Here is a 22,715-nt window from a genome sequence, read left to right on the forward strand (position 1 = left end):
CGGACGAAAGCCGCTGTGGCACAACGACCACCCCGCCCGACTGCCCCGCCGAGACCCCCGAGCGGCGACCTTGTAATCGGGCGGTTCGGGGTTCGAGTCCCCGTGCCGGCTCCCCGCTGACCTGCGGCAACGCCCAGCCCCCTCATGTCCTGCGCCAACAGCGGGGGATGCCGCGCCGGTCCCGGAGCCTCCTGCCGTCTGTCTGAGGCCGGGAGACGAAGCCGTGCAGCGGCCGGCCTGCTCGGGTGGCGGTCGCCGCCCGCGGGCCGGAGGGTGGCCTCCCGTGAGCGAGAACAGCGACACCTCGACCGGCACCGACTCCACCGACGACAGCACGAGGGACGGGAACGTCGACCACACCGTCGACGTGTTCGACAACGCCGAGGTCCGCCAGGTCCAGGACCAGGGCAGCCGCGAGAACGCCAGGGCGTCCAACTCCGGCCCGCCCGCGCCTCCCGCGCGCGATCCGGAGGACCCGCTCGGCCTGCAGGACGACGTCGCGGACGGCACCGGCCAGGGGGACCCGACGGCCGGTGTCCGGATCGGCGACGAGGACCGCGAGGACGCCGTGCCGGGGGACGACGGGCCCGAGCACCCCGGCACCCGCTGACGGACGTCCCGGCCTGCGCAGCCGCTCCGGGGAGGGTCAGTCGCGGTCCAGGAAGGCGAGCGCGGTCGCGGCGAACAGGGGTGACGTGGCGAGGTCGTAGTGCGTCAGGCCGGGGAGGATGGCGAGTGCGTGGCCGCCCTCGGGGCGTCCCTCGCCGGTCCAGCCGCCGTCGCGCCGGCCGCCGCCGAGCAGCCCGAACACCTCGACGAAGTGGCTGGGCGGGGCCATGTCCGCGTCGGCAGCCATGATCAGCGTCGGCACGGTGAGACCGCGGACGTCGTCGGTGACGTCGAAGTCCTGCGCCAGCGCCGCCCCGATCTTGTCCAGCAGGCGGGGGAAGTCCTCCGGGCGTGGCGCGAGGCGCTGGTACAGCTCATACATGGGGGTGCCCCTCATGAACTCCGCCGCGGCCGCACCGACCTGCTCCTGCTGCGCGAGGATGTCCGGGTAGGCGGCGTCGCGGCGGATGGTGACCGACGCGGCGACCAGGCGGCGCACCGTGCCGGGGTGCCGGATCGCGACCTGCAGCGCCACCTTGCCGCCCATGGAGTACCCGGCCACGTCCGCCTGTCCCAGACCCAGGTGACCGATCAGGGCGGCGACGTCGTCGGCCATGAGCCGTGCGTCCAGCGGCCGGTCGACGTCCGCGGTGCGGCCGTGTCCCTGCAGGTCGACGAGGACCACCTGGTGGTCCGCGGTGAACGCGGGCAGCAGCGGCGCGAACATCTCGCCGGACGCCAGCCCGCCGTGCAGCAGGACCAGCGGACGCCCGCTGCCGTGCGTCTCGTGGTACAGGTGGACGCCGTTGACGTCGGCGTGGCGACCGGGGGCGGTGGTCGGGGCCGTCATGGTGTGCTCCTCGCGTGTCCGTGTGAGCTGACCGCTGTGCAGACCGGTGTCGTGCCGCGAACTCATCGCGGAGCTCGCCCCTGCGCCCGGTCGACCGCGTGCAGCCGCCCGGCGGCCGGGTCGTCGCCCCGGTGCGAGACTGTGGGAGGAACCGCGGTCATGACAGGCGCCGCGTCGACGCGCGGCAGGATGCAGGGAGCCAGATGCCCGGAGGCGAAGACGCTGCCGTGAAGCGGCCGTCCTCACACGACCCGGCGCGCCAGGACCACGTCCGCTGCGCCCCTGCTCTCGAGTCGGTGCGCCTGGCGCGACGCTTCACCACCTCCTGGGCCGAGGCGCACGGCGTGGGGGAGGTCGCCGACGACGCCGCCCTCGTCGTCGCCGAGCTCGCCACCAACGCCGTCCTGCACGCCCGCACCGACTTCGAGGTCCACCTGCGCGTCCTCGACGGTGGGCTCCGGGTCGACGTGTGCGACGGCTCCACCACCCACCCCCTCTCCGGCACCCTCGACGTCGTCGCCATGAGCGGACGCGGCCTGCCTCTCGTCAACGCCCTCGCCGCCGGCTGGGGCGTCGACCCCCGGGAGGGCGGCAAGTGCCTGTGGGCCCACCTCCTCCCGACCTCCGCGCCGTCCGGCTCCGACGTGACGGCGGAGGAGCTGCTGGAGATGTGGGCCACGCTCGGTGACGACGAGCCGGCCCACCCGCGAACCGCTGCGGAACCGGCAGCGCAGAGGCTCGTCACCGTGCCCGACCTGCCCGCAGCGGACGTCATCGCCGCCAAGACCCACATGGACGACCTCCTCCGCGAGCTCCAGCTCGTCCTGCTGCACGGGCAGGCCACCGGAGAGGCGGCCGCGCGCACGCCGGGCGCCACCGACTTCACCGGCCTGGCCCACCGCCTCGACTCCGCCGCACGCGACTTCGAGTCCGCCCGCCTGCAGATCCGCAGCCAGGCCCTGCGCGCCCACGAGAGCGGCGCCGACCGCGTCAGCCTGGAGCTGTCGTTGGACCCCGCCCTGCTGGGGGCCGCCATCCGCTACCGCGACGCCGTCGAGGAGGCCGAGAACCTCAGCCGGGGCACCACCCTCCTCACCCTGACCGAAGCCCTGTCCCGCCACGCCGGCATCCGTCGTCACTACCTCGACCGCATCATCCGGGGACTCGGCGACGCCACCGCCTGATCCTGCTGTGCGAGAGCCGATGCGGCGCGACGGTGACCTGTTCGGCCCGTGCGAGGGGACCGGGCGACACCGCGGAGGCCGAGGTCGTGGAGCCATCCGCTGCTCGGGTGGCGGTCGCCGCCCGCGGGCCGGAGGGTGGCCTCCCGTGAGCGAGAACAGCGAGACCCCGACCGGCGCCACCTCCTCCGACGGACCCACGGGCGGCGACGGGGACCACACCGTCGACGTGTTCGACAACGCCGAGGTCCGTCAGGTCCAGGACCAGGGCAGCCGCGAGAACGCCAGGGCGTCCAACTCCGGCCCGCCCGCGCCTCCCGCGCGCGATCCGGAGGACCCGCTCGGCCTGCAGGACGACGTCGCGGACGGCACCGGCCAGGGGGACCCGACGGCCGGTGTCCGGATCGGCGACGAGGACCGCGAGGACGCCGTGCCGGGGGACGACGGGCCCGAGCACCCCGGCACCCGCTGACGGCGGCGACCCCGCGGCAGGAGGCCCTCGTCCCCGCCGGGCCCGGCGAGCCGTCCAGGTTCCCGGAGTTGCTGGACGAGCGGGGCGCGGGGGAGGACGCTGACTGCCGTAGGGAGGTGGCGTCAGGGGTGACGTGACGACCACGACGATCGGCGATCCGGGGATCCGGCGTCGCACGAGGTCTCGTGCGATGTCGCCGCGGGGATCCGTGGCTCGTGCCGCAGCGCCGCGCCGGTCGTCCGCCACGGCTCGCGTTCCCCCAGCCGAGGAGGCCCGACATGGCCGGAAGGGAACTCGACGTCGCCTTCCAGGTGGACGAGGAGCACGTCCTGCCCGAGGACGCCCGGTGGCTGGAGGAACTGCCCGCGCTGCCCCGCGAGGAGCAGGACGAGCTCGCCGAGCGGCTGCGCGGGTTCTGCGACGCGGAGGACCCGGCCACCTCGCACCTGGCGGGACTCGCCCTCGCCCGCCTCGGCAGGCACGACGTCGCCGTCCTCGCGTTCGACCGCGCGCGACGCTCCGCTCCCGGTGACCCGCTCGTCGCGGTGAACTCGGCGGTGGCCCTCCTGCACGTCGGTGACCTGGCGCGCGCGCGCCTGCTCCTCCTGCCCGTCGCCGACGGGGACGGGCCGCTCGGCCGGGTCGCCTCGCGCTACGTCGGTGAGGTGGACCGCGTGAGCACGATCCTGGAGCGGGAGACCCGCTGGACCGTCCTGCGGGTCGGGTTCCTCCGCGAGCGGGTCGTGCGGGGCACCGCGCAGGACCGCGAGCGCCTCGACCTCGCCCACGCGCTCACGACGCTGCTCTGGGCCGGCCACGCGGGTCACGACTGGGACGAGCCGCTCGCGCTGCTGGAAGACCTGCACGAGCGGCTCCCCCGGGAGCCGGAGGTCCTGCAGCTCCTCGCGCTCCTCTACTCCGGTCCGCGCCCCGGCCCGCGGCTCCACGAGGTCCTCCTGCTCCTGGAGGACGTCGAGCCGGACTCCCCGACGTTGCAGGCCCTCGACGGGCACCGGCGCGGGGAGGCCGCGGAGCGCAGCGCGGCGGGAGACGCGAGGGCGCGGGAGCTCCTGGTCGCGGCGATGGAGGGCGGCCCGGGGGCCGAGGCGGCGGTGGCGTCGCTGCGGGCGCTGGTGCAGCGGTTCCCCGACTCCCTGAACCGCCGCTCGATGCTCATGTTCGCCCTGCTCGGGGTCTCCGACGTCGAGGGTGCGCTGGTCGAGGCCCGGTGGCTGGAGGCGCTGCCGGGCCCCGACCACGAGCGCCACTTCAACCTGGGCCAGGTGTTCTGGAGCGCGGGGGACACCGAGCGCGGTGCGCACCACTTCGCCGAGGCGCACCGGCTCGCGCGCGACGACGAGCAGCGCCGCGACGTGCTGGAGGCCGTGCGCGCGCGGCAGGGGAGGGTGACCGGTGCCGCCCGTTGAGGAGCGGGCCGTCGAGGCGCTGCTGCGCGCGCGCACGCTGGCGGACCTCGACGCGTTCGTGCACGAGCTCGGCCTCGGCCGGGGGGCGCTGAAGCAGGCCCTCGCCGCGCGCGGGTCGGCTGCGGAGGCGGCGGGGCTGCGGGCCGAGGTCGCCCTGCTGGAGTTCCTCGACGAGCAGGTGGACCGGCTGCTGCCCGATCCCCGCGGATCCTCCGCCGGCCCCGGGACCCTCCAGCAGCTGGTGCGCGCGGCCGCCGGGGAGGCCGGCCCGCTGGACGCGTTCCTGCTGCTGCGCCGGCACGAGCACCTGCTGGACGTCGACGACCCCGTCGCCGACGCGCACCTGGCGCTGCTCACCCCTCGGCTGAACCTGCCGCGCGGGGCCGGGCCCGCGGTGGCGGCGCTGTCCGTGTGGCGCGGTGACGCCCGGCAGCGCCTGAACGGGCGGCTCGTGTGGGCGGCGTTCCAGCGCGACCGCGGGCAGCTCGCGCACGCCGTGCGCCACGTCGACCGGGCGGTCGCGGAGGCCCGCGCGGCCGGGCTGCCGGCGTCGGCCCTCGCCGCGGCACGGATGATGCAGGGCACCCTGCACGACCAGCGCGGCGAGAACGAGGCGGCCGCGGAGGCGTTCCTGGAGGCGCTGCGGTTCCTGGACGCGGGCCCGGCGGCGATGGTGCGCTACCAGCTGGCCGGGTGCCTGCGGGCGCTCGGGATGCGCGCCGACGCCCTCGCCGCCCTCACCACCGCCCTCGGGGACATCACCGGGTCGACGCCGGACGGGGAGGTCCTCGCGGGCCGCTGCCTGAACCTGCGGGGCCTCGTCCACGAGGACCTCGGCGACCACGACGAGGGCGCCGCCGACCACGCCGGGGCCGTCGCGCTCTTCGCCCGCGCCGGTGACCGGCCGCGCGAGTTCGGCGCGCGCACGAACCTCGCCGCGAACCACCTCAAGAGGGGCCACGACACCGCGGGCATCAACGCCATGCGGGACATCGTCCGCACGGTGGAGCGGTGGGGGCACCCCGCCGTGACGGCCAGGGCGCGCAACAACCTCGGGACGGCGCTCCTGCACGCAGGCCGTCCCGAGGCGGCCGCGGCGGAGTACTCCGCCGCCCTGGCGGCGCTGGACCCCGGCACGCCCAGCACGAGCGCCGCGATCGCCCTCTTCGGCCTCGGTGACACCGTGCGCGAGCGCGGGGGAGGCGCCGAGACCGTCGGGTCCCTCTACACGGCGGCCCTCGTCACCGGCATCGAGGCCGGGGACGCGCTGTCCAACCTGCGCACCTACCTCAGCCGCGCCGACGGGACCTGGGGCACCGACGAGGAGTTCCGGTCCTTCCTGCGGCTGGGACGCGAGGAGGCCGTGGCGCAGGGGGACGTGGGGGCGCTGACGTTCGTCGTCGAGGCCGGTGCGCGGCGGCTGGAGCGCGCGGGCGACCCCGCGGCGGCCGTCGAGGTGCTGCGCTCGCAGCTGGCCGACTGCGCGGCGCGCGGTTTCCGGGGACCGGAGGTCACCCGACTGCGGGTGCGGTGCGCGCGGCTGCTCCGGCAGGATCTGCGCGAGCCGCAGCAGGCGTTCGAGCTGCTGTGGTCCGCCCTGTCGGAGACCACCGCGCGCCTGGACGCGGCGGTGCTCGACGAGCGGCGCGCCGAGGTCGTGGCCGAGTCCGTCGCGGTCTACGAGGGCCTCGTGGACCTGCTGACGACCGACGGGCACCTCCTGGACCTGCCCGACGGACGGGCGGCGGGGGAACTGGCGTTCGACCTCCACGAGGCCGCCCGCTCCCGCAGCTTCGCCGCCGCGCTGGCGGACTCCCGCCTCCCGCGGCCCCGCGCCGTCCCGGCGGAGCTGTGCGCCGCCGAGGACTCCCTGCTGGTGCTGGAGAGGGAACTGCAGGAACACCTCGTCGGGGACCCCTCGGCCGGGGGGCGCCGGCGCATCGAGCGGCTGCGCGAGACGCGCGAGCGCCTGCGGCAGGTCCGGGAGCTGGTGCGGCCCTGGGCGCCGGAGTACGTCCGCTCCCGCGAGGGCGAACCCCTGACCCTGCGCGAGGTGCGGCCGCTGCTGTCGGCGGCCGACCCCTCGACCCCCGTGGCCGTCGTCTCGTACTTCTGCACCCCGACGGGGACGACGTGCTTCCTGCTGCGACCGGACGGGGAGCTGCGCGTCCACCGCTCCCCGCTGACGCGGGAGAGGGTGGAGGAGGTCGCCCGGTGGTTGCGCGCCACGTTCAACGGGGACCCGTCGGCGTTCCCGCCGACCCCGCCGATCCGCCGCAGGTCACCGCACCGGCGCAGCCTGGACCGCCTCGACGAGCTCGGTGCGGCCCTGCTGGGGTTCGAGGACGACGTGGCGGCGGGCACGCTGCTGTGCGTCGCGGCGCACGGGCCCCTGCACCTGGTCCCCTTCCACGCCCTGCGCCGCCCCGGGGGGGAACCGCTGGGGGAGCGGTACCCCGTGGTGTACGCCCCCAGCCTGTCGGCGCTCGCGTACTCCCTGCAGCGCGACGTCGCCGAGCCGGTGTCCGGGACCGCCTTCGTCGCGGGCGTCTCCGCCGCGTCGGGCGACGACACGGACGCCTTCGAGCACGACGACCAGCTCTTCGCGGGTCGGTGGGACACCCGCGTCGCACGCGGGCCGGGAGCATCGCCGGAGGCCGTCCTCGCCGGCATGCGGGACGCCGAGATCGTCCACCTCACCTGCCACGGGCACTTCGACGAGCGGGACCCGTCCCGTTCCGGTCTCCTGCTCGGCGACGGCGCCTCGCGCCCGCCGGCGGGTCTGGCCGGCCTGTCCCGGATGCAGCGCAACCGCTTCCTGCTCTCCACGCAGGACATCGCCCGGTCACCGCTGGCTGCCCGCCTCGTCACGATGCGCGCCTGCTCCACCGCCGTGCAGGGGCAGCGGAACCGGGGGGACGAGTTCGAGGGGCTGGTGCGCAGCCTGCTCTACGCCGGCGCCGGGGCCGTCGTGGCGTCGCTGTGGAACGTCGACGAGCCGAGCTCCCGGCGGATGCTGCGGGTCTTCTACGAGCGGCTCGCCCGGGGAGCACCTGCCTGGCGGGCGCTGTGGGAGGCGCAGCGCCACCTGCGCGCCTGCGAGGACGAGCCGTACCTGGCGCACCCCTACCACTGGGCCCCGCTGGTCCTGATCGGTGACTGGCGCTGAAACACCGAGCGAAGGAGAACCCGACGTGACGTTCCAGAACCTGACGGCCGGCGAGCCGGCGTCCGTGGACCGGCTCGACGACGCGACCGTCCTGTCCGCGCTGCAGGAGCTCACCGAGGAGCTGCGCAACAGGCTGCCGGAGGACCAGCGCCGGGCCGTCGCCACGGCGGAGGACGCGCGGCTGGCGCTGGCCGCGTGGCTCGGCGGGAGCACGCCGCAGCTCGTCGGGGACACCCGCCCGCTCGACCGGGACGCGGCGCTGGCCGCGAGCCGGGAACTGCTGCGGGCGGCCGTGGAGGACCCCGGCACGGCGGACCTGGCGCAGGACCTCGTCGCGGACCCCCCGGAGAACGAGCAGATGGCCCTGGCCGGTGGCCTGGAGGTGCTCATCGTCGTCGCCGCCCTGGTCACCTTGCTGCAGACCAGGGTGAACGTCCGGGTGGAGCGCAAGGACGGCCGGTCGGACTTCACGGTCGAGGTCGGCAAGGAGGCGGCGGAGAGCTCGCTCGTCGAGCAGCTCGTCGGCATCGCCAAGGGGCTGTTCCTGCCCTGAGGCCGGGTGCCGTCGCGTACGGGCACCGCCCACCGCCCGGCTGCGGGCGGTGGGCGGTGGGCGGCTGGCGGCTCAGCGCTCCGCGGCCTCGCGGTGCTCGCTCTCGGCGATGCGCTCCTGCAGGGCGTGGTCGTTGAACTCCTCGGCGACCCCCGCGGCGCCCGTGCCGGACGCCGTGCCGGACGTCGTGCCGGACGCCGTGGTGGACGTCGTGGTGGACGTCGTGACCGTCCCGGACGCCGGTGCCGCGGTGGAGCCGCCGCCGGTGGCGTGCCCCGTCGTGGTGACCGGTGCCGCCTCCCCGGAGGAACCGGCGGCCTTGGAGCCGAGCACCGCGGCGGCGCCGGCGGCCACCGCGACCCCCGCGGCGACGGCGGCCTTGACGCCTCCGCTCATCCCCTCCACGGGCACGGCGACGCCCTCGTGGGCGATGCGCCGGGCCAGGGTGGTGATGCGCTCGCGGGTGGCGTCCTCCTGGGCGAGGTTCACCTCCAGCAGGGCCTTGACGCCCTGCGCGCCGCGGGCGTCGGCGTTGGTGATGAGGAACTCGTAGACGGCGGCCTCGTGGTGCTCGGTCTCCAGCGCGGCGGACAGCACGACCGCGTCGGCGAGGCTCGCGTCGGTCTTGCGCAGCAGGCCGCTCACCTCCTTGGCCATGGCCTTGGTGACCAGGCACGGGTGCTCCTGCACCTCCTCGCCCAGCAGCCGGAAGGCGGCCTCGAGGTTCTCGATCTGCTGCCGGGTCTCCACCGCGTGCTCGGCGAGGAGGGTCTTCAGCTCCTGCCGCTGGGCGGCCTTCTCCAGCACGCCGAGCTGCTCGAGGATGTCGCGCTCCATGTTCAGCGCCAGACCGAGCTTGTAGCCGAAGATGTCCTCGGGGGTCTTCAGGCTCTCGAACATCGTGCCTCCTGTAGTGCGGGTGGTCGTCGCGGCGCGACCGCGGGCCGCGTCCCCGCAGCAGGTGCGGGCGGGGACGGAGCGGGCGTGCCGGCCCGGGCGGGAGCGTGCGATCCTTCGCCATGCCCATACCCGTGACCGGCTTCGCGCATGTACGGCTCACCGTCACCGATCTGCGCCGCTCCCGCGAGTTCTACGACGCACTCTTCGGCTGGGACGTGGCGTACGAGCTGCCCGACGACGCCGACGAGGAGACCCGCGCCTCCCTGGGTTTCCTGTTCGGCGGGGTCGTCTACTCCTTCCCCGGCGGCCTCTTCGGCCTGCGCCCGGTGGCGCCCGGGACGGACCGGTTCTCCGAGGACCGCGTGGGCCTGGACCACCTCGCGCTGGGCGTCGCCTCGCGGGCCGAGCTTGAGGCCGCGACCGGCGCGCTGGACGCGCTGGGGGTGGCGCACGAGGGCATCAAGGACCTCGGCGCGTTCCTGATCCTGGAGTTCCGCGACCCCGACGGCATCGCGCTGGAGCTGTTCACCCCGGCCGGCTGAGCCGTGCCCCGAGCCGTGCCCTGAGCCGTGCCCCGGGACGGGCACGGCGGGGCGCCCCGGGCGGGCTCACCGCACGTGGCGCCCCGCCGCGCCGCGCCACGCGAACGCGCCCTCCAGCGCCGCGAGCTGCCGCCGGGTGAACTCCCGCGACAGGGCCGCGCCGCGCTCCACCGCGTCGAAGCCGTGGTACGCCCCCGGCACGACGTGCAGGGTGCACCCCACCCCGGCCTGCTGCAGCCGCCGGGCGTAGGTCACGTCCTCGTCGTGGAACAGGTCGAGGGTGCCGACGCCGATCCACGCCGGCGGCAGGCCGCTCAGGTCCCGCGCGCGCGCCGGTGCGGCGAGCTCGGGCACGCCGTCGGGCTGGCCGGGCCTGCGGTACGGGCCGAGGTAGCTCTGCCAGCCGAGGCGGTTGCTGTCCTGGTCCCACATGCGCAGGGAGGCGCCGTCGACGTCGGTGCGCAGCGTGGTGCGGTCGTCGAGCATCGGGTAGGCGAGGAGCTGCAACGCGGGGGAGACCTCGCCGCGCTCGCGGGCCAGCAGCGCGAGCGCCGCCGCGAGGCCGCCGCCGGCGCTGGCCCCGCCGAGGGCGATGCGCTCCGGGTCGACGTCGGGTTGCCGCGCCAGCCAGCGCAGCGCGCTCCAGCAGTCCTCCAGCGGGGTGGGGAAGGGGTGCTCGGGGGCGAGGCGGTACCCCACGGAGACGACGAGGGCGTCCAGCTCGTCCGCGACGCGGGCGCAGAAGGCGTCGTCGAGGCGGGGGTCGCCCATCACGAGCCCGCCGCCGTGGATCCACAGCAGCGCCGGCCGGCGCCCCCGTCCCGGCGCGCGGCCGTGGACGAGGACCGGGACCTCCGGTGCGGCGCGCTCCTCGACGGCGCGGGAGCGGATGAGGCGCGCGGCGAGGCCGGTCAGCCTCCGCACCCGCCACAGGCTGCGCGCGGTGACGACGTGGCGGGGGAGGGACCGCGCCAGGCGCAGGTCGGGGTGGAACGCGTCCTCGGGCACGGAGCCCCTTCCGGCGGGCGGTGGTGGCGGGTCAAGGGAACCGTGCGTGCCGCCGTCCCACAACACCCCGCGCCGCACTCCTCACGGCATCCCCCCGGGGCCTCGACCGCGCGTCCGCCGTCCCGCGGCCCGGCCGTCCGGGTGTGCCCGTCCCCGTTCGTCGCGCGCGCGGGCCCGGCGGGGGTGACAGTTCCCCCGTGGAGCACCGCGACCGGCCCGGGGAGCTGACCAGCGGTGTGTGAGTACTGCCGGGCCGGCTCCCGGCGCGTCGAGCCGCGCCCCGCCGCGTCCCGCGCGCGGGTTCCGCGGCCCGCGCTCGCACCGCCGGCCGCGCCCGCGCCCGCGACCGCACCGCTGCCTGCGCCCGTCCCGGTGCCCCCGGTCGGCCCCGCCGCCCCCGCGTGGGCGCCGCGCGAGCGGTCCGCCCCGGCGGTGGGGCCCGCGGAGGTCACGTTGGTCGCGGGGGACGCGGGGGACGCGGGGGACGCGGGGGACGCGGGGGACGGGGAGCCCACCTGGTCGCCGGTCGCCGGGGGGCCGGTGCCGCCGGTGCCCGCGCGGTCCGCCCCGTGGTGGCTGCCGCCGCTGGTCGCCGTCTGCGGGGTGCTGGCGTTCGCGCCGCTGCTGCTGCTGGGCCCGCCACCCCCGGTGCAGCCGCCGCCGCAGGTGGTGGCGGACCGGCTGGCGCGCACCTTCGACCCGGAGGTCGGTCCCGTCGAGCTGCGCCCCGTCCCGGCGCTGACCCACCCGCGCTCCCGCAACGGCTACGGGGAGGTGCGGACGCTGGCGTACCGGTGCGACTCGCCGGACGAGGTGCGCGCGGTGGCGGTGACGGACCTGCGGGGCGGCGCGGTGTACGTGGCGCTGTCGATGGACGAGCACCGCATCTCCCGGGAGGCGGCCGCGCCGATCCTGGTGTGCGACGGCGCGGAGCGGGTGATGCTGGCGCTGCTGATGGCGACCGGTGGGGCGCGGGCCGCGCCGGCGGAGGGACCGCTGCGGATGCTGCTGATGACGCGCACCGCCCCGGCGGGGGAGCCCACGGCGATCGGGGCCGGCCGCACGCCCGGCCGGCAGGCGCCGGACCCGGGCCCGCGGGAGCTGCCGCTGGAGGAGTCCTCGGCGTACTGGTACCCGCAGCTGCACCGGCGCTGAGGAGCCCCGGCGACGAGCCCCGGCACGGCATGATCGCCCGGTGACCTCCACGGGCCGGCCGGGTGTGCTCCTGCTCCTCGTCCTCGTCGCGGTCGGCGCGGGCCTGGTGGGCGGGGTGTTCTTCGCCTTCTCGGGCTTCGTGCTGCGGGCGCTGGTCCGCGCGCCGGGGCAGGTCGGCGCGGTGGCGATGCGGGAGGTGAACGTCGCCGCGGTGCGGCCGCCGCTGATGCTCCTGCTGTTCGGCACGGCGCTGGCGGAGGCGGCGCTCCTGGTGCTGGCGGTGCTCGGCCGCGGTGTCCCGCTCGCCGGGGTGGTGGGGGCGGTGCTGTACCTGGTGGGTGCGGTGGTGGTGACCGTCGTGGGCAACGTCCCGCTCAACGAGCGGCTGGCGCGCGCCGGCGGGGAGGAGCTGGCCGGGGTGTGGCGCGGGTACGCGGCGCGGTGGTCGGCGTGGAACCACGTGCGGACCCTCGCGTGCGCCGCGGCGTGCCTGCTGGCGGTGCTGGCCGCGTCCCGGGTGTGAACGTACCCACCGGATGGGCTGCGCGAGAACGGGGATCGCCCGGCTCGTGCAGGCGGGTGAGGACCGGCCGGAGGGTTTGACCCCTGCCCGAAGGGGTGTTCTACTTCCGCCATACCTTCCGGAACGATTCCGGAAGCAGTGGATCACCGGCGCTGCCGCCGGCCCGTCCCGAAGGGCACAGCACCCATGAGACAGCGACGTCTGCGAGCCGGCGCGCTCGCCACCGGCCTCCTCGCCGGGCTCGGCACCGTGGTCGCCCCCACGGCCACCGCCGCCCCGGTCACCGTCCACACCGCCGGCTTCGAGTCCGGCACGCAGAGCTGGTTCGGCCGTGGCGCCGCCCAGGTCACCGCCAGCACCGACCAGGCCCGCACCGGGGCGCAGAGCCTCGCCGTCACCGGCCGCACGGCCGACTGGCACGGCCCCGCGCTCGAGGCGCGCACGCTCATGCCCGCCGGGACGTACACCGTCGAGGCGTGGGTGCGCCTCGCGGCCGGCTCGGGCAGCGACACGGTCAACATGACCGTGGCCCGCACGCCCACCGGCGGCACCACCGCCTACGAGCGCGTCGCCAGCGCCGTCCCCGTCTCGGACAGCGGCTGGACGAAGGTCAGCGGCACCTACGAGTTCTCCACCGCGGACAACAGCCAGCTCGAGCTGTACCTGGAGAGCCCGGACCCGACGCAGAGCTTCTACGTCGACGACGTGACCATCAGCGGGGAGGCGGCGGCGCCGACGCAGCCGGGCACCACCCCGCCGATCGCCACCACGTTCGACGCCGGCCTGGACGGCTGGGGCCCGCGCGGCGACGCGAAGGTCGAGCACGTGGCCGGCCAGGGCCGCAGCGGCGGCGCGCTGCTGGCGACGAACCGCCTGCAGAACTGGCAGGGCCCCGCCGTCGACGTGACGAAGGGCCTGGCCGTCGGGCAGACCGTCGAGGTCTCCGTGTGGGCGAAGCTCGCCCCGGGCGAGGCCCCGGCCCCCCTCACCGTCTCCGTCCAGCGCGACCGCGGCACGGTGACGAACTACGAGAACGTCGCCAGCGCCGAGATCACCGCCGACGGCTGGACGCGGATCCGCGGCACCTACACCCTCGGCTCCGCGATCGACAGGGCGCAGGTCTACGTCGAGGGCGCCGCCGGCACCGACTTCCTCCTCGACGACTTCAGCCTGAAGAGCGCTGCCGAGACCCCGATCCAGGACGTCCCCGCCCTCAAGGACGTCCTCGGCGCGCAGGGCTTCGAGCACGTCGGTGTCGCGCTCGACCAGCGCGAGACCACCGGCCGCCCCGCCCAGCTCGTGCAGAAGCACTTCAACGCCCTCACCCCGGAGAACGACGGCAAGCCGGAGAGCATCCAGCGCACCGAGGGCACCTTCACCTTCACCAACCTGGACCGGCTGCTCGACTTCGCCGACGCCACCGGGACCCAGGTGTACGGCCACGTCTTCGTCTGGCACTCCCAGACCCCCGCGTGGGTCTTCCAGCGCCCCGACGGCACCCCGCTGACGAACTCCCCGGCGGACCAGGCCCTGCTGAAGCAGCGCATGGAGGCGCACATCAAGGCGATCGCGGACCACGTGAACGCCCGCTACCCCGACGGGAACAGCCCGATCTGGGCGTGGGACGTCGTCAACGAGGTCATCAACGACGGTGACAACGCCAACCCGCACGACATGCGCGACAGCCGCTGGTTCCAGGTCCTCGGCGAGGGCTTCGTCGACCACGCCTTCCGCACGGCGGACAAGTACTTCCCGGACGCGAAGCTGTTCATCAACGACTACAACACCGAGATGCCGGAGAAGCGGGCCGACTACCTCAGCCTCGTCTCCTCCCTCATCGAGCGCGGCGTGCCCATCGACGGCGTCGGCCACCAGGCGCACGTCGACTTCGGCCGCCCCGTGCAGTGGCTCGACGACTCCCTCACCGCGGTGGAGGAGCTCAGCGCGGAGAAGAAGCGGCCCCTGGCCCAGGTCATCACCGAGCTGGACGTGAGCACCTCCACGGAGATGGCCTCCGCGGACATCAACAGCACCGGGGCACCCAAGCGCGCCACGCCGGACGACGCCGCCGCCGGGGTGGAGAACGGCTACTACTACCGCGACCTGTTCGGGGTGCTGCGCGAGCACTCCGGCTCCATCGAGTCGGTGACGTTCTGGGGCATCAGCAACGCCCGCACCTGGCTGCGGACCTGGCCGTACGCCCGCCCGTGGGAGCAGCCGCTGCCCTTCGACGACGACCTGCAGGTCACCCCGGCGTACTGGGGCATCGTCGACCCGTCGAAGCTGCCCGCCCGCCCGGCGGACTTCCTGATCCCGCGCATCGCCGGCAAGGACGACGTGGCGGTGCTGTCCACCAGCATCGACGGCGCGAAGGTCACCTACACCCCGCCGGTGGCCGGTGACACCCGCGACGGCGTCCTCACCCCGGCGTGCACCCCGGCGTCCGGCTCGCAGTTCCCGATCGGCACCACCCAGGTGACGTGCACGCTGACCGACCAGGCCGGCAACCAGGCCAAGCCGGGCGTGTTCACCGTGACCGTCACCCCGCCGCCCACCACGACGAAGCTGTACCAGCAGGTCAACAACGGCCCCGTCGTGCGGGCGAACGCGAACCAGACCGTCCAGATCGCGGTCCAGTTCGGCAACAAGGGCACCGGCACCCTGCTCGGGCGCACCTTCGCCTACTCCTGCACCCAGGTGAACGCCGGCGCGGCGGGCTCGACCCGGCTGGCGCTGGAGCTCGCCCCGGGCTCGGCGCAGGTCGCCAACCGGGACTACCCGGCCGGGCAGAACGCCACGTTCACCCTGCGGGCCCGGCCCACCGGGACCGGTACGGCGGTGTTCGACTGCACCCTGTCGATGAAGGACTCCTTCGGGGCGCCGGTCACCACCACGACCCGTGTGACGGTGGACGTCCGGAAGTGACGTCCGCGTCCTGATCCGACGAGGCCCCGCTCCCCGCAAGGGGGCGGGGCCTCGTCGCGTCCCGCGCGGTGGAGCCCCGGGCCCGGCATGCTGTGCGGTGTGGGAGTCGAGGAGGTCCTCGCCGCGGCGCGCGCCGGGGTGCGACGGCTGTCCCCGGCGGAGACGGCCGAGGCCGCACGCCGCGGCGCCCTGGTCGTCGACACCCGCACCGAGCCGCAGCGCCGCGAGCAGGGGGAGTTCCCCGGTGCGCTGGTGATCGACCGCACGGTGCTGGAGTGGCGCCTGGACCCCGGCGGTCCGTGGCGCATCCCCGAGGTGACCGGCCCGGACGTCGAGGTGGTGTGCGTGTGCCGGCAGGGGTACTCCTCCTCGCTGGCCGCGGCCTCCCTGCGCGCGGTCGGCCTGCACCGGGCGACGGACCTGGCCGGTGGGGTGGAGGCGTGGATCGCCGCGGGGTTCCCGGTGGGGCGGGGGCCGGCGGACGTGCGCCGCTGACGGGGCACGTCCGCCCCGGAACGGCGACGGGCCCCCGCTCCGGCTGGAGCGGGGGCCCGTCGTGCGGGGTGCGGCCGGGGTCAGCGGTTGCCGACGCGCCGCTTGTTGTAGACGTCGAACGCGACGGCCAGCAGGAGCACGAGGCCCTTGATGACCGACTGCAGGGACTGGTCCAGGTTCAGCAGCTGCATGCCGTTGGAGAGCACGCCGACGAGCAGGCCACCGACCATCGCACCGGTCACGGTGCCCACGCCGCCGGTGACCGCGGCGCCGCCGATGAACGCCGCGGAGATGGCCTCGAGCTCGAAGCCGGTACCGGCACCGGGCTGTGCGCCGTTGGAGCGGGAGGAGAAGATGACGCCCGCGACGGCGGCCAGGAAGCCCATGTTCACGAAGATCCAGAAGTTGACCTTCCGGACGTCCACGCCGGACAGCTGCGCGGCGGAGAGGTTGCCGCCGATGGCGTAGACCTGGCGGCCGAACACGGAGGACCGGGTGATGACGGAGTACGCCAGGATCAGCACCGCGAGGATGATCAGCACGACCGGCAGGCCGCGGGCGGTGGCGAGCTTCCACGCGAAGAACATGACGACCGCGGCCACCGCGACGAGCTTCAGGACGAACAGCGGCATGGCCTCGACCACCTGCTCGTACCGGATGCGCGCCCTGCGGGTGCGGACCTGGCTGACGGCGTAGCCGGCGACGGCGAGCGCGAAGATCAGCAGGGTGAACGCGTCGTAGCCGAACCCGCCGAGGAGGCCGTTGAGGAACCCGGTGGCGACCTGCGAGTACTCCCTCGGGAACGGGGAGAGGGAGACGTTGTTCAGCACGTAGAACGTCAGGCCGCGGAACAGCAGCATGCCCGCGAGGGTCACGATGAACGCGGGGATGCCCATGTAGGCCACCCAGAAGCCCTGCCAGGCGCCGATGACCAGGCCCACGCCGATCGCCGCGAGCAGGCCCACCCACCAGTCGTACCCGCTGGCGATGACGAGCTTCGCCGAGACCGCCCCGCACAGCGCCACCACGGACCCGACCGACAGGTCGATGTGCCCGGCGACGATGACGATCACCATGCCGATCGCCAGGACCAGCACGTAGGAGTACTGCAGGATGATGTTGGTGACGTTGCCCGAGCTCAGCGACAGCCCGTCCGTGAGGAAGGCGAACAGCACCACGACGAAGACGAACGCGACGTAGATGCCGCTGGTGCGCAGGTTGTTCCTGATCGCGACCAGCGGGTTCGCGCTGCCCGTGTGCGCCGGCGGGAGGCCTTTCGGGGTGTTGGCCTGGGACGAGCCCGTGACGACGGGGTTGCCGCTCATGCGGTGTGCTCCTGGTTGCGGTCGGCGGTGGAGGTGGCGGGTGCGGTCGTGACCGGCTCCTTCTCCTTCGTCATGAGCGCCATGAGGCTCTCCTGCGTCGCCTGCTCCCTGGGCAGCTGGCCGGTGATCCGGCCGGCGGACAGGGTGTAGATGCGGTCGCAGATCCCGAGGAGCTCGGGCAGCTCGGAGGAGATGACGATGACGGCCTTGCCGGCCGCCACGAGCCGGTTGATGATCGTGTAGATCTCGTACTTCGCCCCGACGTCGATGCCCCGGGTGGGCTCGTCGAGGATGAGGACGTCCGGGTCGGCGAACAGCCACTTGGACAGGACGACCTTCTGCTGGTTGCCCCCGGACAGCTTGCCGGTGATGGCCATGACCGTGGGGGCCTTGATGTTCATGCTCCGCTTGCTGTCCTCGGCGACGCGGATCTCCTCGTGGGAGTTGACGAGCCCGCCCCTGGCGAGCTTGCCGAGCGCCGCGGCGGAGACGTTCCGCTTGATGTCGTCGATGAGGTTCAGCCCGTACTTCTTGCGGTCCTCGGTGGCGTAGGCGATGCCGTGGCGGATCGCCTCCCGCACCGAGCGCGTCTGGATCGGCTTGCCGCGCTTGTAGAGCTGCCCGCCGAGGAAGCGGCCGTAGGAGCGGCCGAAGACGCTCATCGCGAGCTCGGTGCGCCCGGCGCCCATCAGGCCCGCGATCCCGACGACCTCGCCCGCGCGCACGCTCAGCTCGGCGCCGTCGACGACGAGGCGGTCCTGCACGGGGTGCCCGACGGTCCAGTTCTCGATGCGCAGGACCTCCTCGCCCGGGTTGGACTCCCGGTCGGGGTAGCGGCTCTCCAGGTCGCGGCCGACCATGCCGCGGATGATGCGCTCCTGCGTGACGTTGTCCGCGACCATGTCGAGGGTCTCGATGGTGCGGCCGTCGCGGATGATCGTGGTGGAGTTCGCGACCGCGGTGATCTCGTTGAGCTTGTGCGAGATCATGATGCTGGTCATGCCCTCGGACTGCAGGGTGCGCAGCAGGCCGAGCAGGTGCTCGGAGTCGGTGTCGTTCAGCGCGGCGGTGGGCTCGTCGAGGATGAGGAGCTTCACGTTCTTGCTGAGCGCCTTGGCGATCTCGACGAGCTGCTGCTTGCCGACGCCGAGCTGGCCGATGGGCGTGGTGGGGTTCTCGTGCAGCCCGACGCGGGCCAGCAGCTTGGAGGCCTCGCCGTTGGCGCGGTGCCAGTCGATGAGACCGCTGCGGCCCTTCACCTCGTTGCCGAGGAAGATGTTCTCCGCGATGGACAGGTACGGCACCAGCGCGAGTTCCTGGTGGATGATCGCGATGCCGCTGTGCTCGGAGTCGGCGATCCCCTGGAACCGGCACACCTCGCCGTCGAAGACGATCTCGCCCTCGTAGCTGCCGTGCGGGTAGACCCCGGACAGCACCTTCATGAGCGTGGACTTGCCCGCACCGTTCTCACCGCAGATGGCGTGGACCTCGCCGCGCCGGACCGACAGGTTGACCCCGGAGAGGGCCTTCACGCCGGGGAAGGTCTTGGTGATGGAGCGCATTTCCAGGATGTTGTCGGGCATCGGCGCCTCGTCCTCGTTCCGTGGTCCTCGTGCGGTCGTCCGCTAGCGGGACGGGCCGCCGCCCCGGTCGGGGGCGGCGGCCCGGTTCGGCTTGGGGTCAGCCGGCCTGGCCGGCGTCGACCTCGGCCTGCGTGTAGTACTCCGTGTCGATCAGCGCGGACTTGATGTTGTCCTTGGTGACGATCTCGGACTCGAGGAGGTAGGACGGGACGACCTTGACGCCGTTGTCGTACGACTCCGTGTCGTTCGCCTCGGGCTCCTCGCCCTCCAGGTACGCCTGCGCGGCCTCGACGGCCTCGGTGGCGAGCAGGCGGGTGTCCTTGAAGATGGTCGAGTACTGCACGCCGTCGTTGATGAGCTTGACGGAGGCGATCTCGGCGTCCTGCCCGGTGATGACGGGCATCTTCTTGTCGGCCGCGCCGTACCCGGCGTTGCTCAGGGCGGTGATGATGCCGCGGGAGAGGCCGTCGTAGGGCGACAGGACGGCGTCGACCTTGGAGCCGTCGTTGTAGGTGGAGGTCAGCAGGTCCTCCATGCGGCGCTGCGCGACCTCCTGCTGCCAGCGCAGGGTGGCGACCTGGTCGATCTTCGTCTGGCCCGACTTCACCACGAGGGCGCCGGAGTCGACGAACGGCTTGAGGGTGTCCATCGCGCCGTCGAAGAAGAAGTGCGCGTTGTTGTCGTCCAGCGAACCGGCGAACAGCTCGACGTTGAAGGGGCCGGTGGCGGTGCCCTTGGAACCGTCGGCGTTCTGCAGCCCGAGGCCGGCGAGCAGCGAGGAGGCCTGCTGCACCCCGACCTTGTAGTTGTCGAAGGAGACGTAGAAGTCGACGTTCTCGTTGTCGCGGATCAGGCGGTCGTAGGAGATCACCTTGATGCCGGCTGCCGCAGCGGCGTCGAGCTGGCTGCTCAGGGCGGTGCCGTCGATCGCCGCGACGATCAGGATCTTCTCGCCCTTGGTGATCATCTGGTCGATCTGCTGCGCCTGGACGGGGATGTCGTCGTTGGCGTACTGCAGGTCGACCTTGTACCCGGCCTTCTCGAGCTGCTCCTTGACGGACTTGCCGTCGGCGATCCAGCGCTCGGAGGTCTGGGTGGGCATGGCCACACCGACGGTGGTGTCGGCCGGCGCCGCGCTGCCGCCGCCCTCGCCGCCGTTGTTCGCGCCGCCGCCGGCGCCGCTTCCGCCGCAACCGGTCAGGACCATGGCGAAGCTGGCGCCGATCGCGGCCAGTGCGAGTCGCTTGTTCACGACGGAACTCCTCTGTACGTCGTTCGGGGGCGGGCCGGGCAGGGGTGCCCGGTTCGCGGGGGAGTGCGCCACCGGGGCGGCGCAGTCGGCTCCCGGCTGCGTCCCTGGCCGGGACTTCGTCATCGGGAGGCCGGGAGGAGCAGGTGGGGCTGTCGTTATTGCTAACGTTAACAGGCGTGCCAGTCAAGCAGGGTCGTCCACTTGTGGGCTATTCGTTAGGAACTTCTTCGGCCGTCCGCGCGCGGGCTACGCTGACGGCCGACGACCGCTGAGCGCCCCGCGCCGCCGCGCCGACCGACCCCCACCGCCGGGGGACCGGTTGCCCGGCCGGCCGGCCCGAGCGCCCTCCACCGGCCGCGCCACTGCGCCGCACCAGACGGGAACCGCATGCCACCACCTCGCCGACCCCGGGGCCCCGGGGCTCCTGAGGCGCGCACCCCCGTGCTCGCGGACGTGGCCCAGCTCGCCGGGGTGTCCCTGCAGACCGTCTCCCGGGTCGTCAACGGGCGCCCCTGGGTCGCCGGCGCCACCCGGGAGCGCGTGGAGCAGGCCATCGCCGAGCTCGGCTACCGCCCCAACGTCGCCGCGCGCGAGCTCGTCACCCGCCGCTCCAGCCGCATCGGCGTGCTCACCACGTACCCGTCCCTGCACGGCTCCGCCGCCACGCTCCTCGGCGCCGAGGAGGCCGCCCGGGCCGCGGGCTACTCCGTCAGCGTGATGATGGTCCGCGACCCCTGGCCCGCCGCCGTGCAGGAGGCGCTGGAGGACCTGTGCGCCCAGTCCGTCGGCGGCGTCCTCGCGATCGTCCCCGAGGACGCCACCCGCACGGCGGTCACCGGCGCCGAGGCCGCCCTCCCCCTCGTCCTCGCCGGCCCGGAGGACGAGCAGGCCCCGGAGGCGCTCGTGCAGGCGGCGGCCGCGCGCCGGGCCACCGAGCACCTGCTCGACCTCGGCCACCGCACCGTGCACCACGTCACCGGCCCCGCGGACTGGGTGGAGGCGCGGGCGCGGGTGCAGGGCTGGCGCGACGCCCTCGGCGCTCGCCGGGCACCCGTGCCCGCCCCGGTCCAGGGCGACTGGTCCCCGGCGTCCGGGCACAGCGCCGGCCACGCCCTGCTGGACGCGGGGGCCACCGCCGTGCTGGCCGGCAACGACTTCATGGCGATCGGGGTGATGCGCGCCGTCGTCGAGCGCGGCATGACGGTGCCCGGTGACGTCAGCGTGGTCGGTTTCGACGACGTGCCGGAGGCGGCCTACCTGAACCCGCCGCTGACGACCGTCCAGCTCGACTTCGCCGCCGCCGGGCGCCGCCGCGTCCACGCCCTCATCGAGCGCCTCACCGGCGAGGCCGCCAGCGAGGCGCCCACCCGCCCCCGCCTCGTCGTGCGCGCCAGCACCGCGGCGCCCCCGGGAGGAGTCGCCCGGCGCTGACGCGGGGGTGCCCGGACCGGCCCCCTCAGGCCGCCAGCGCCGGTGCGCCGCCGGCGAGCGCGGCGAGGACGCCCGCGGTGCGGTGGTCGGCCTGCGCGTCGTCGGTGAACTCCAGCGCCACCTGCTGCGAGCCCTCCCGGTGCAGGGTGCGCACCACGGTGGCCGCCGCCACGACGGCGGGGGAGGAGGCGACGCGCAGCTCCAGCTGCACGGTGGAGCCCTCCGCGAGCGGCACGGGTGGTGCGGTGCAGCGGGCACCGGTGGCGCTGACGTCGAGCAGCTCCACGCGGTGCGTGCGCCCGCCGGCCCGGAGACGGGCGGGACCGGAGACGGCGACGCGCTGGGCGCTGCGCCGTTCCAGCTTGGCGCTGAGGCCCTCCATCGAGCGCAGGCTGCCGATGCTGTTCTCCAGGGCCGCCTCCAGGCGGGCGACGAGGGCGTGCTGGTCGGCGGCGGTGGCGCGCACCGCCACCGTGGCGTCCTCGACCTGGGCCACGCCTTCCGTCATGCGGACCAGGGCCCCGGCGAGGGCCTCGGCGTCGCGGCCCAGGGAGGCGACGGTCGCGGTGATCTGCTCGGTGGAGCGGGCGGTCTCCGTCGCCAGTTCCTTCACCTCGTCGGCGACGACGGCGAACCCCTCGCCGGCCTGCCCGGCGCGGGCGGCCTCGATGGTGGCGTTGAGCGCCAGCAGCTTCGTCTGGTCCGCGACGCGGGAGATCATGCTGGCCATCCCGCCGACGTCGCGCAGGCTCGACTCGAGCGCGGCGAGGACCCGGTCGGTGCCGTGGGCGGCGGCCGCGACCTGCGTGGTGACGGCCTCGGCGGCGGTGAGGCGCTCGTCGATGGTGGCGGTGGCCGCCCGGACCGCGTCGACCCCGGTGACGACCTCGCCGAGCTCCTGCACGGCGATCCCGGAGATCTCCGTGACGACCTCCTCGGCGCGGGCGCGCATCGCCTGCGCGGCCTCGCGCTGGACGCGGAACGCGTCGGCGGCGAGGGACTCGCGGGCCGCGCGCACCGACGCCAGCTCCGCCAGGTGCTCCTGCGCGCGCGCCCCGGCGGCGGCGGTCGCAGCGGTCGCGGCGGCCAGGTGCCGGGCGGTGCGCAGCCGGGCGCACGCGGACAGCGCGAGCGCCGCGGCGAGGAGGCCCCACGCGGCCGCGAGGACGGGGACCGGTGCGGGCAGCACGCAGGTGCCCGCCACCGCGAGCGCGGCGGTGAGCAGCACGAGGTCCGGCCCGGCGGTGGGGAGCACGCCGGGCGCGGGAGCCGGCGACGGCACCGGCGCGGACCAGGTCGGGGACGCAACAGCCAT

Annotated in this window: 19 protein-coding genes; 12 read left to right on the forward strand and 7 right to left on the reverse strand. The window is 74.7% G+C overall.

Features of this window, described 5'->3' with window-relative positions; all coding sequences use genetic code 11:
- Positions 1-283: 283 nt before the first annotated feature.
- Positions 284-610 carry a hypothetical protein gene (locus ACYQBY_RS20590; protein WP_459645766.1) on the forward strand — a complete coding sequence of 109 codons (327 nt, stop codon included), beginning with the start codon at positions 284-286 and terminating at the stop codon, positions 608-610.
- A 36-nt stretch (positions 611-646) separates the two neighbouring features.
- On the opposite strand, the gene ACYQBY_RS20595 is transcribed toward ACYQBY_RS20590, so the two are convergent.
- Positions 647-1,459 (reverse strand): alpha/beta fold hydrolase, encoded by an 813-nt coding sequence (locus tag ACYQBY_RS20595; RefSeq protein ID WP_459645767.1) that lies wholly within the window; start codon positions 1,457-1,459, stop codon positions 647-649.
- A 203-nt stretch (positions 1,460-1,662) separates the two neighbouring features.
- Here ACYQBY_RS20595 and ACYQBY_RS20600 point away from each other — a divergent pair, with 203 nt between their 5' ends.
- The 5 genes from ACYQBY_RS20600 to ACYQBY_RS20620 all read left to right on the forward strand — a co-directional run bounded on the left by ACYQBY_RS20600 (position 1,663) and on the right by ACYQBY_RS20620 (position 8,261).
- A complete protein-coding gene (locus tag ACYQBY_RS20600; protein ID WP_459645768.1) occupies positions 1,663-2,643 on the forward strand; it encodes an ATP-binding protein in 981 nt (326 codons plus the stop codon).
- Positions 2,644-2,788: 145 nt separating this feature from the next.
- A complete protein-coding gene (locus ACYQBY_RS20605; protein ID WP_459645769.1) occupies positions 2,789-3,112 on the forward strand; it encodes a hypothetical protein in 324 nt (107 codons plus the stop codon).
- Positions 3,113-3,390: 278 nt separating this feature from the next.
- The gene (locus ACYQBY_RS20610; protein ID WP_459645770.1) at positions 3,391-4,539 is read left to right on the forward strand and encodes a hypothetical protein; all 1,149 of its coding nucleotides are present in this window, start codon (positions 3,391-3,393) and stop codon (positions 4,537-4,539) included.
- Positions 4,526-7,708, forward strand: a complete 3,183-nt coding sequence (locus ACYQBY_RS20615; protein ID WP_459645771.1) for a CHAT domain-containing protein — start codon at positions 4,526-4,528, stop codon at positions 7,706-7,708. Before ACYQBY_RS20610 ends, ACYQBY_RS20615 begins: the two co-directional genes overlap by 14 nt.
- A 25-nt stretch (positions 7,709-7,733) precedes the next feature.
- Complete coding sequence (locus ACYQBY_RS20620) at positions 7,734-8,261, forward strand: hypothetical protein (RefSeq protein ID WP_459645772.1); 528 nt, start codon at positions 7,734-7,736, stop codon at positions 8,259-8,261.
- A gap of 72 nt (positions 8,262-8,333) precedes the next feature.
- On the opposite strand, the gene ACYQBY_RS20625 is transcribed toward ACYQBY_RS20620, so the two are convergent.
- On the reverse strand, positions 8,334-9,161 hold the full coding sequence (locus ACYQBY_RS20625; protein ID WP_459645773.1) for a YciE/YciF ferroxidase family protein: 828 nt from the start codon (positions 9,159-9,161) through the stop codon (positions 8,334-8,336).
- Between the two features lie 119 nt (positions 9,162-9,280).
- On the opposite strand from ACYQBY_RS20625, the gene ACYQBY_RS20630 reads away from it, so the two are divergent.
- Entirely contained in the window at positions 9,281-9,703 is a 423-nt protein-coding gene (locus ACYQBY_RS20630) for a VOC family protein (RefSeq protein ID WP_459645774.1), read from the forward strand.
- Positions 9,704-9,769: 66 nt separating this feature from the next.
- Here the strand turns inward: ACYQBY_RS20630 and ACYQBY_RS20635 are convergent, their stop codons facing one another.
- Positions 9,770-10,711, reverse strand: a complete 942-nt coding sequence (locus tag ACYQBY_RS20635; RefSeq protein WP_459645775.1) for an alpha/beta hydrolase — start codon at positions 10,709-10,711, stop codon at positions 9,770-9,772.
- A 453-nt stretch (positions 10,712-11,164) separates the two neighbouring features.
- On the opposite strand from ACYQBY_RS20635, the gene ACYQBY_RS20640 reads away from it, so the two are divergent.
- From ACYQBY_RS20640 to ACYQBY_RS20655, 4 genes are all read left to right on the forward strand, one after another.
- A complete protein-coding gene (locus ACYQBY_RS20640; protein WP_459645776.1) occupies positions 11,165-11,866 on the forward strand; it encodes a hypothetical protein in 702 nt (233 codons plus the stop codon).
- Positions 11,867-11,906: 40 nt separating this feature from the next.
- Positions 11,907-12,389, forward strand: coding sequence for an anthrone oxygenase family protein (locus ACYQBY_RS20645; protein ID WP_459645777.1), 483 nt, complete (start codon positions 11,907-11,909; stop codon positions 12,387-12,389).
- 186 nt (positions 12,390-12,575) lie between these two features.
- Positions 12,576-15,314 carry an endo-1,4-beta-xylanase gene (locus ACYQBY_RS20650; protein WP_459645778.1) on the forward strand — a complete coding sequence of 913 codons (2,739 nt, stop codon included), beginning with the start codon at positions 12,576-12,578 and terminating at the stop codon, positions 15,312-15,314.
- A gap of 87 nt (positions 15,315-15,401) precedes the next feature.
- Positions 15,402-15,809 (forward strand): rhodanese-like domain-containing protein, encoded by a 408-nt coding sequence (locus tag ACYQBY_RS20655; RefSeq protein WP_459645779.1) that lies wholly within the window; start codon positions 15,402-15,404, stop codon positions 15,807-15,809.
- Between the two features lie 80 nt (positions 15,810-15,889).
- Here the strand turns inward: ACYQBY_RS20655 and mmsB are convergent, their stop codons facing one another.
- The 3 genes from mmsB to chvE all read right to left on the reverse strand — a co-directional run bounded on the left by mmsB (position 15,890) and on the right by chvE (position 19,969).
- A complete protein-coding gene (gene mmsB, locus ACYQBY_RS20660) occupies positions 15,890-17,134 on the reverse strand; it encodes a multiple monosaccharide ABC transporter permease (protein WP_459645780.1) in 1,245 nt (414 codons plus the stop codon).
- Positions 17,131-18,717 carry a multiple monosaccharide ABC transporter ATP-binding protein gene (gene mmsA / locus ACYQBY_RS20665; protein WP_459645781.1) on the reverse strand — a complete coding sequence of 529 codons (1,587 nt, stop codon included), beginning with the start codon at positions 18,715-18,717 and terminating at the stop codon, positions 17,131-17,133. The genes mmsB and mmsA overlap by 4 nt, the downstream gene beginning before the upstream one ends.
- Positions 18,718-18,814: 97 nt before the next feature.
- The gene (gene chvE, locus ACYQBY_RS20670; protein ID WP_459645782.1) at positions 18,815-19,969 is read right to left on the reverse strand and encodes a multiple monosaccharide ABC transporter substrate-binding protein; all 1,155 of its coding nucleotides are present in this window, start codon (positions 19,967-19,969) and stop codon (positions 18,815-18,817) included.
- Between the two features lie 441 nt (positions 19,970-20,410).
- On the opposite strand from chvE, the gene ACYQBY_RS20675 reads away from it, so the two are divergent.
- Positions 20,411-21,400 carry a LacI family DNA-binding transcriptional regulator gene (locus ACYQBY_RS20675; RefSeq protein WP_459645783.1) on the forward strand — a complete coding sequence of 330 codons (990 nt, stop codon included), beginning with the start codon at positions 20,411-20,413 and terminating at the stop codon, positions 21,398-21,400.
- Between the two features lie 25 nt (positions 21,401-21,425).
- Here the strand turns inward: ACYQBY_RS20675 and ACYQBY_RS20680 are convergent, their stop codons facing one another.
- Entirely contained in the window at positions 21,426-22,715 is a 1,290-nt protein-coding gene (locus tag ACYQBY_RS20680; RefSeq protein WP_459645784.1) for a methyl-accepting chemotaxis protein, read from the reverse strand.

It is taken from the genome of Kineococcus anabasis (assembly GCF_054590795.1).

Excerpts from the sequence above, each read along its gene's own strand:
- ACYQBY_RS20595 (WP_459645767.1), bottom strand. The coding sequence starts at position 1,459 with ATGACGGCCCCGACCACCGCCCCCGGTCGCCACGCCGACGTCAACGGC.
- ACYQBY_RS20600 (WP_459645768.1), top strand. The coding sequence starts at position 1,663 with ATGCCCGGAGGCGAAGACGCTGCCGTGAAGCGGCCGTCCTCACACGAC.
- ACYQBY_RS20610 (WP_459645770.1), top strand. The coding sequence starts at position 3,391 with ATGGCCGGAAGGGAACTCGACGTCGCCTTCCAGGTGGACGAGGAGCAC.
- ACYQBY_RS20625 (WP_459645773.1), bottom strand. The coding sequence starts at position 9,161 with ATGTTCGAGAGCCTGAAGACCCCCGAGGACATCTTCGGCTACAAGCTC.
- ACYQBY_RS20630 (WP_459645774.1), top strand. The coding sequence starts at position 9,281 with ATGCCCATACCCGTGACCGGCTTCGCGCATGTACGGCTCACCGTCACC.
- ACYQBY_RS20650 (WP_459645778.1), top strand. The coding sequence starts at position 12,576 with ATGAGACAGCGACGTCTGCGAGCCGGCGCGCTCGCCACCGGCCTCCTC.
- ACYQBY_RS20655 (WP_459645779.1), top strand. The coding sequence starts at position 15,402 with ATGCTGTGCGGTGTGGGAGTCGAGGAGGTCCTCGCCGCGGCGCGCGCC.
- mmsB (WP_459645780.1), bottom strand. The coding sequence starts at position 17,134 with ATGAGCGGCAACCCCGTCGTCACGGGCTCGTCCCAGGCCAACACCCCG.
- mmsA (WP_459645781.1), bottom strand. The coding sequence starts at position 18,717 with ATGCCCGACAACATCCTGGAAATGCGCTCCATCACCAAGACCTTCCCC.
- ACYQBY_RS20680 (WP_459645784.1), bottom strand. The coding sequence starts at position 22,715 with ATGGCTGTTGCGTCCCCGACCTGGTCCGCGCCGGTGCCGTCGCCGGCT.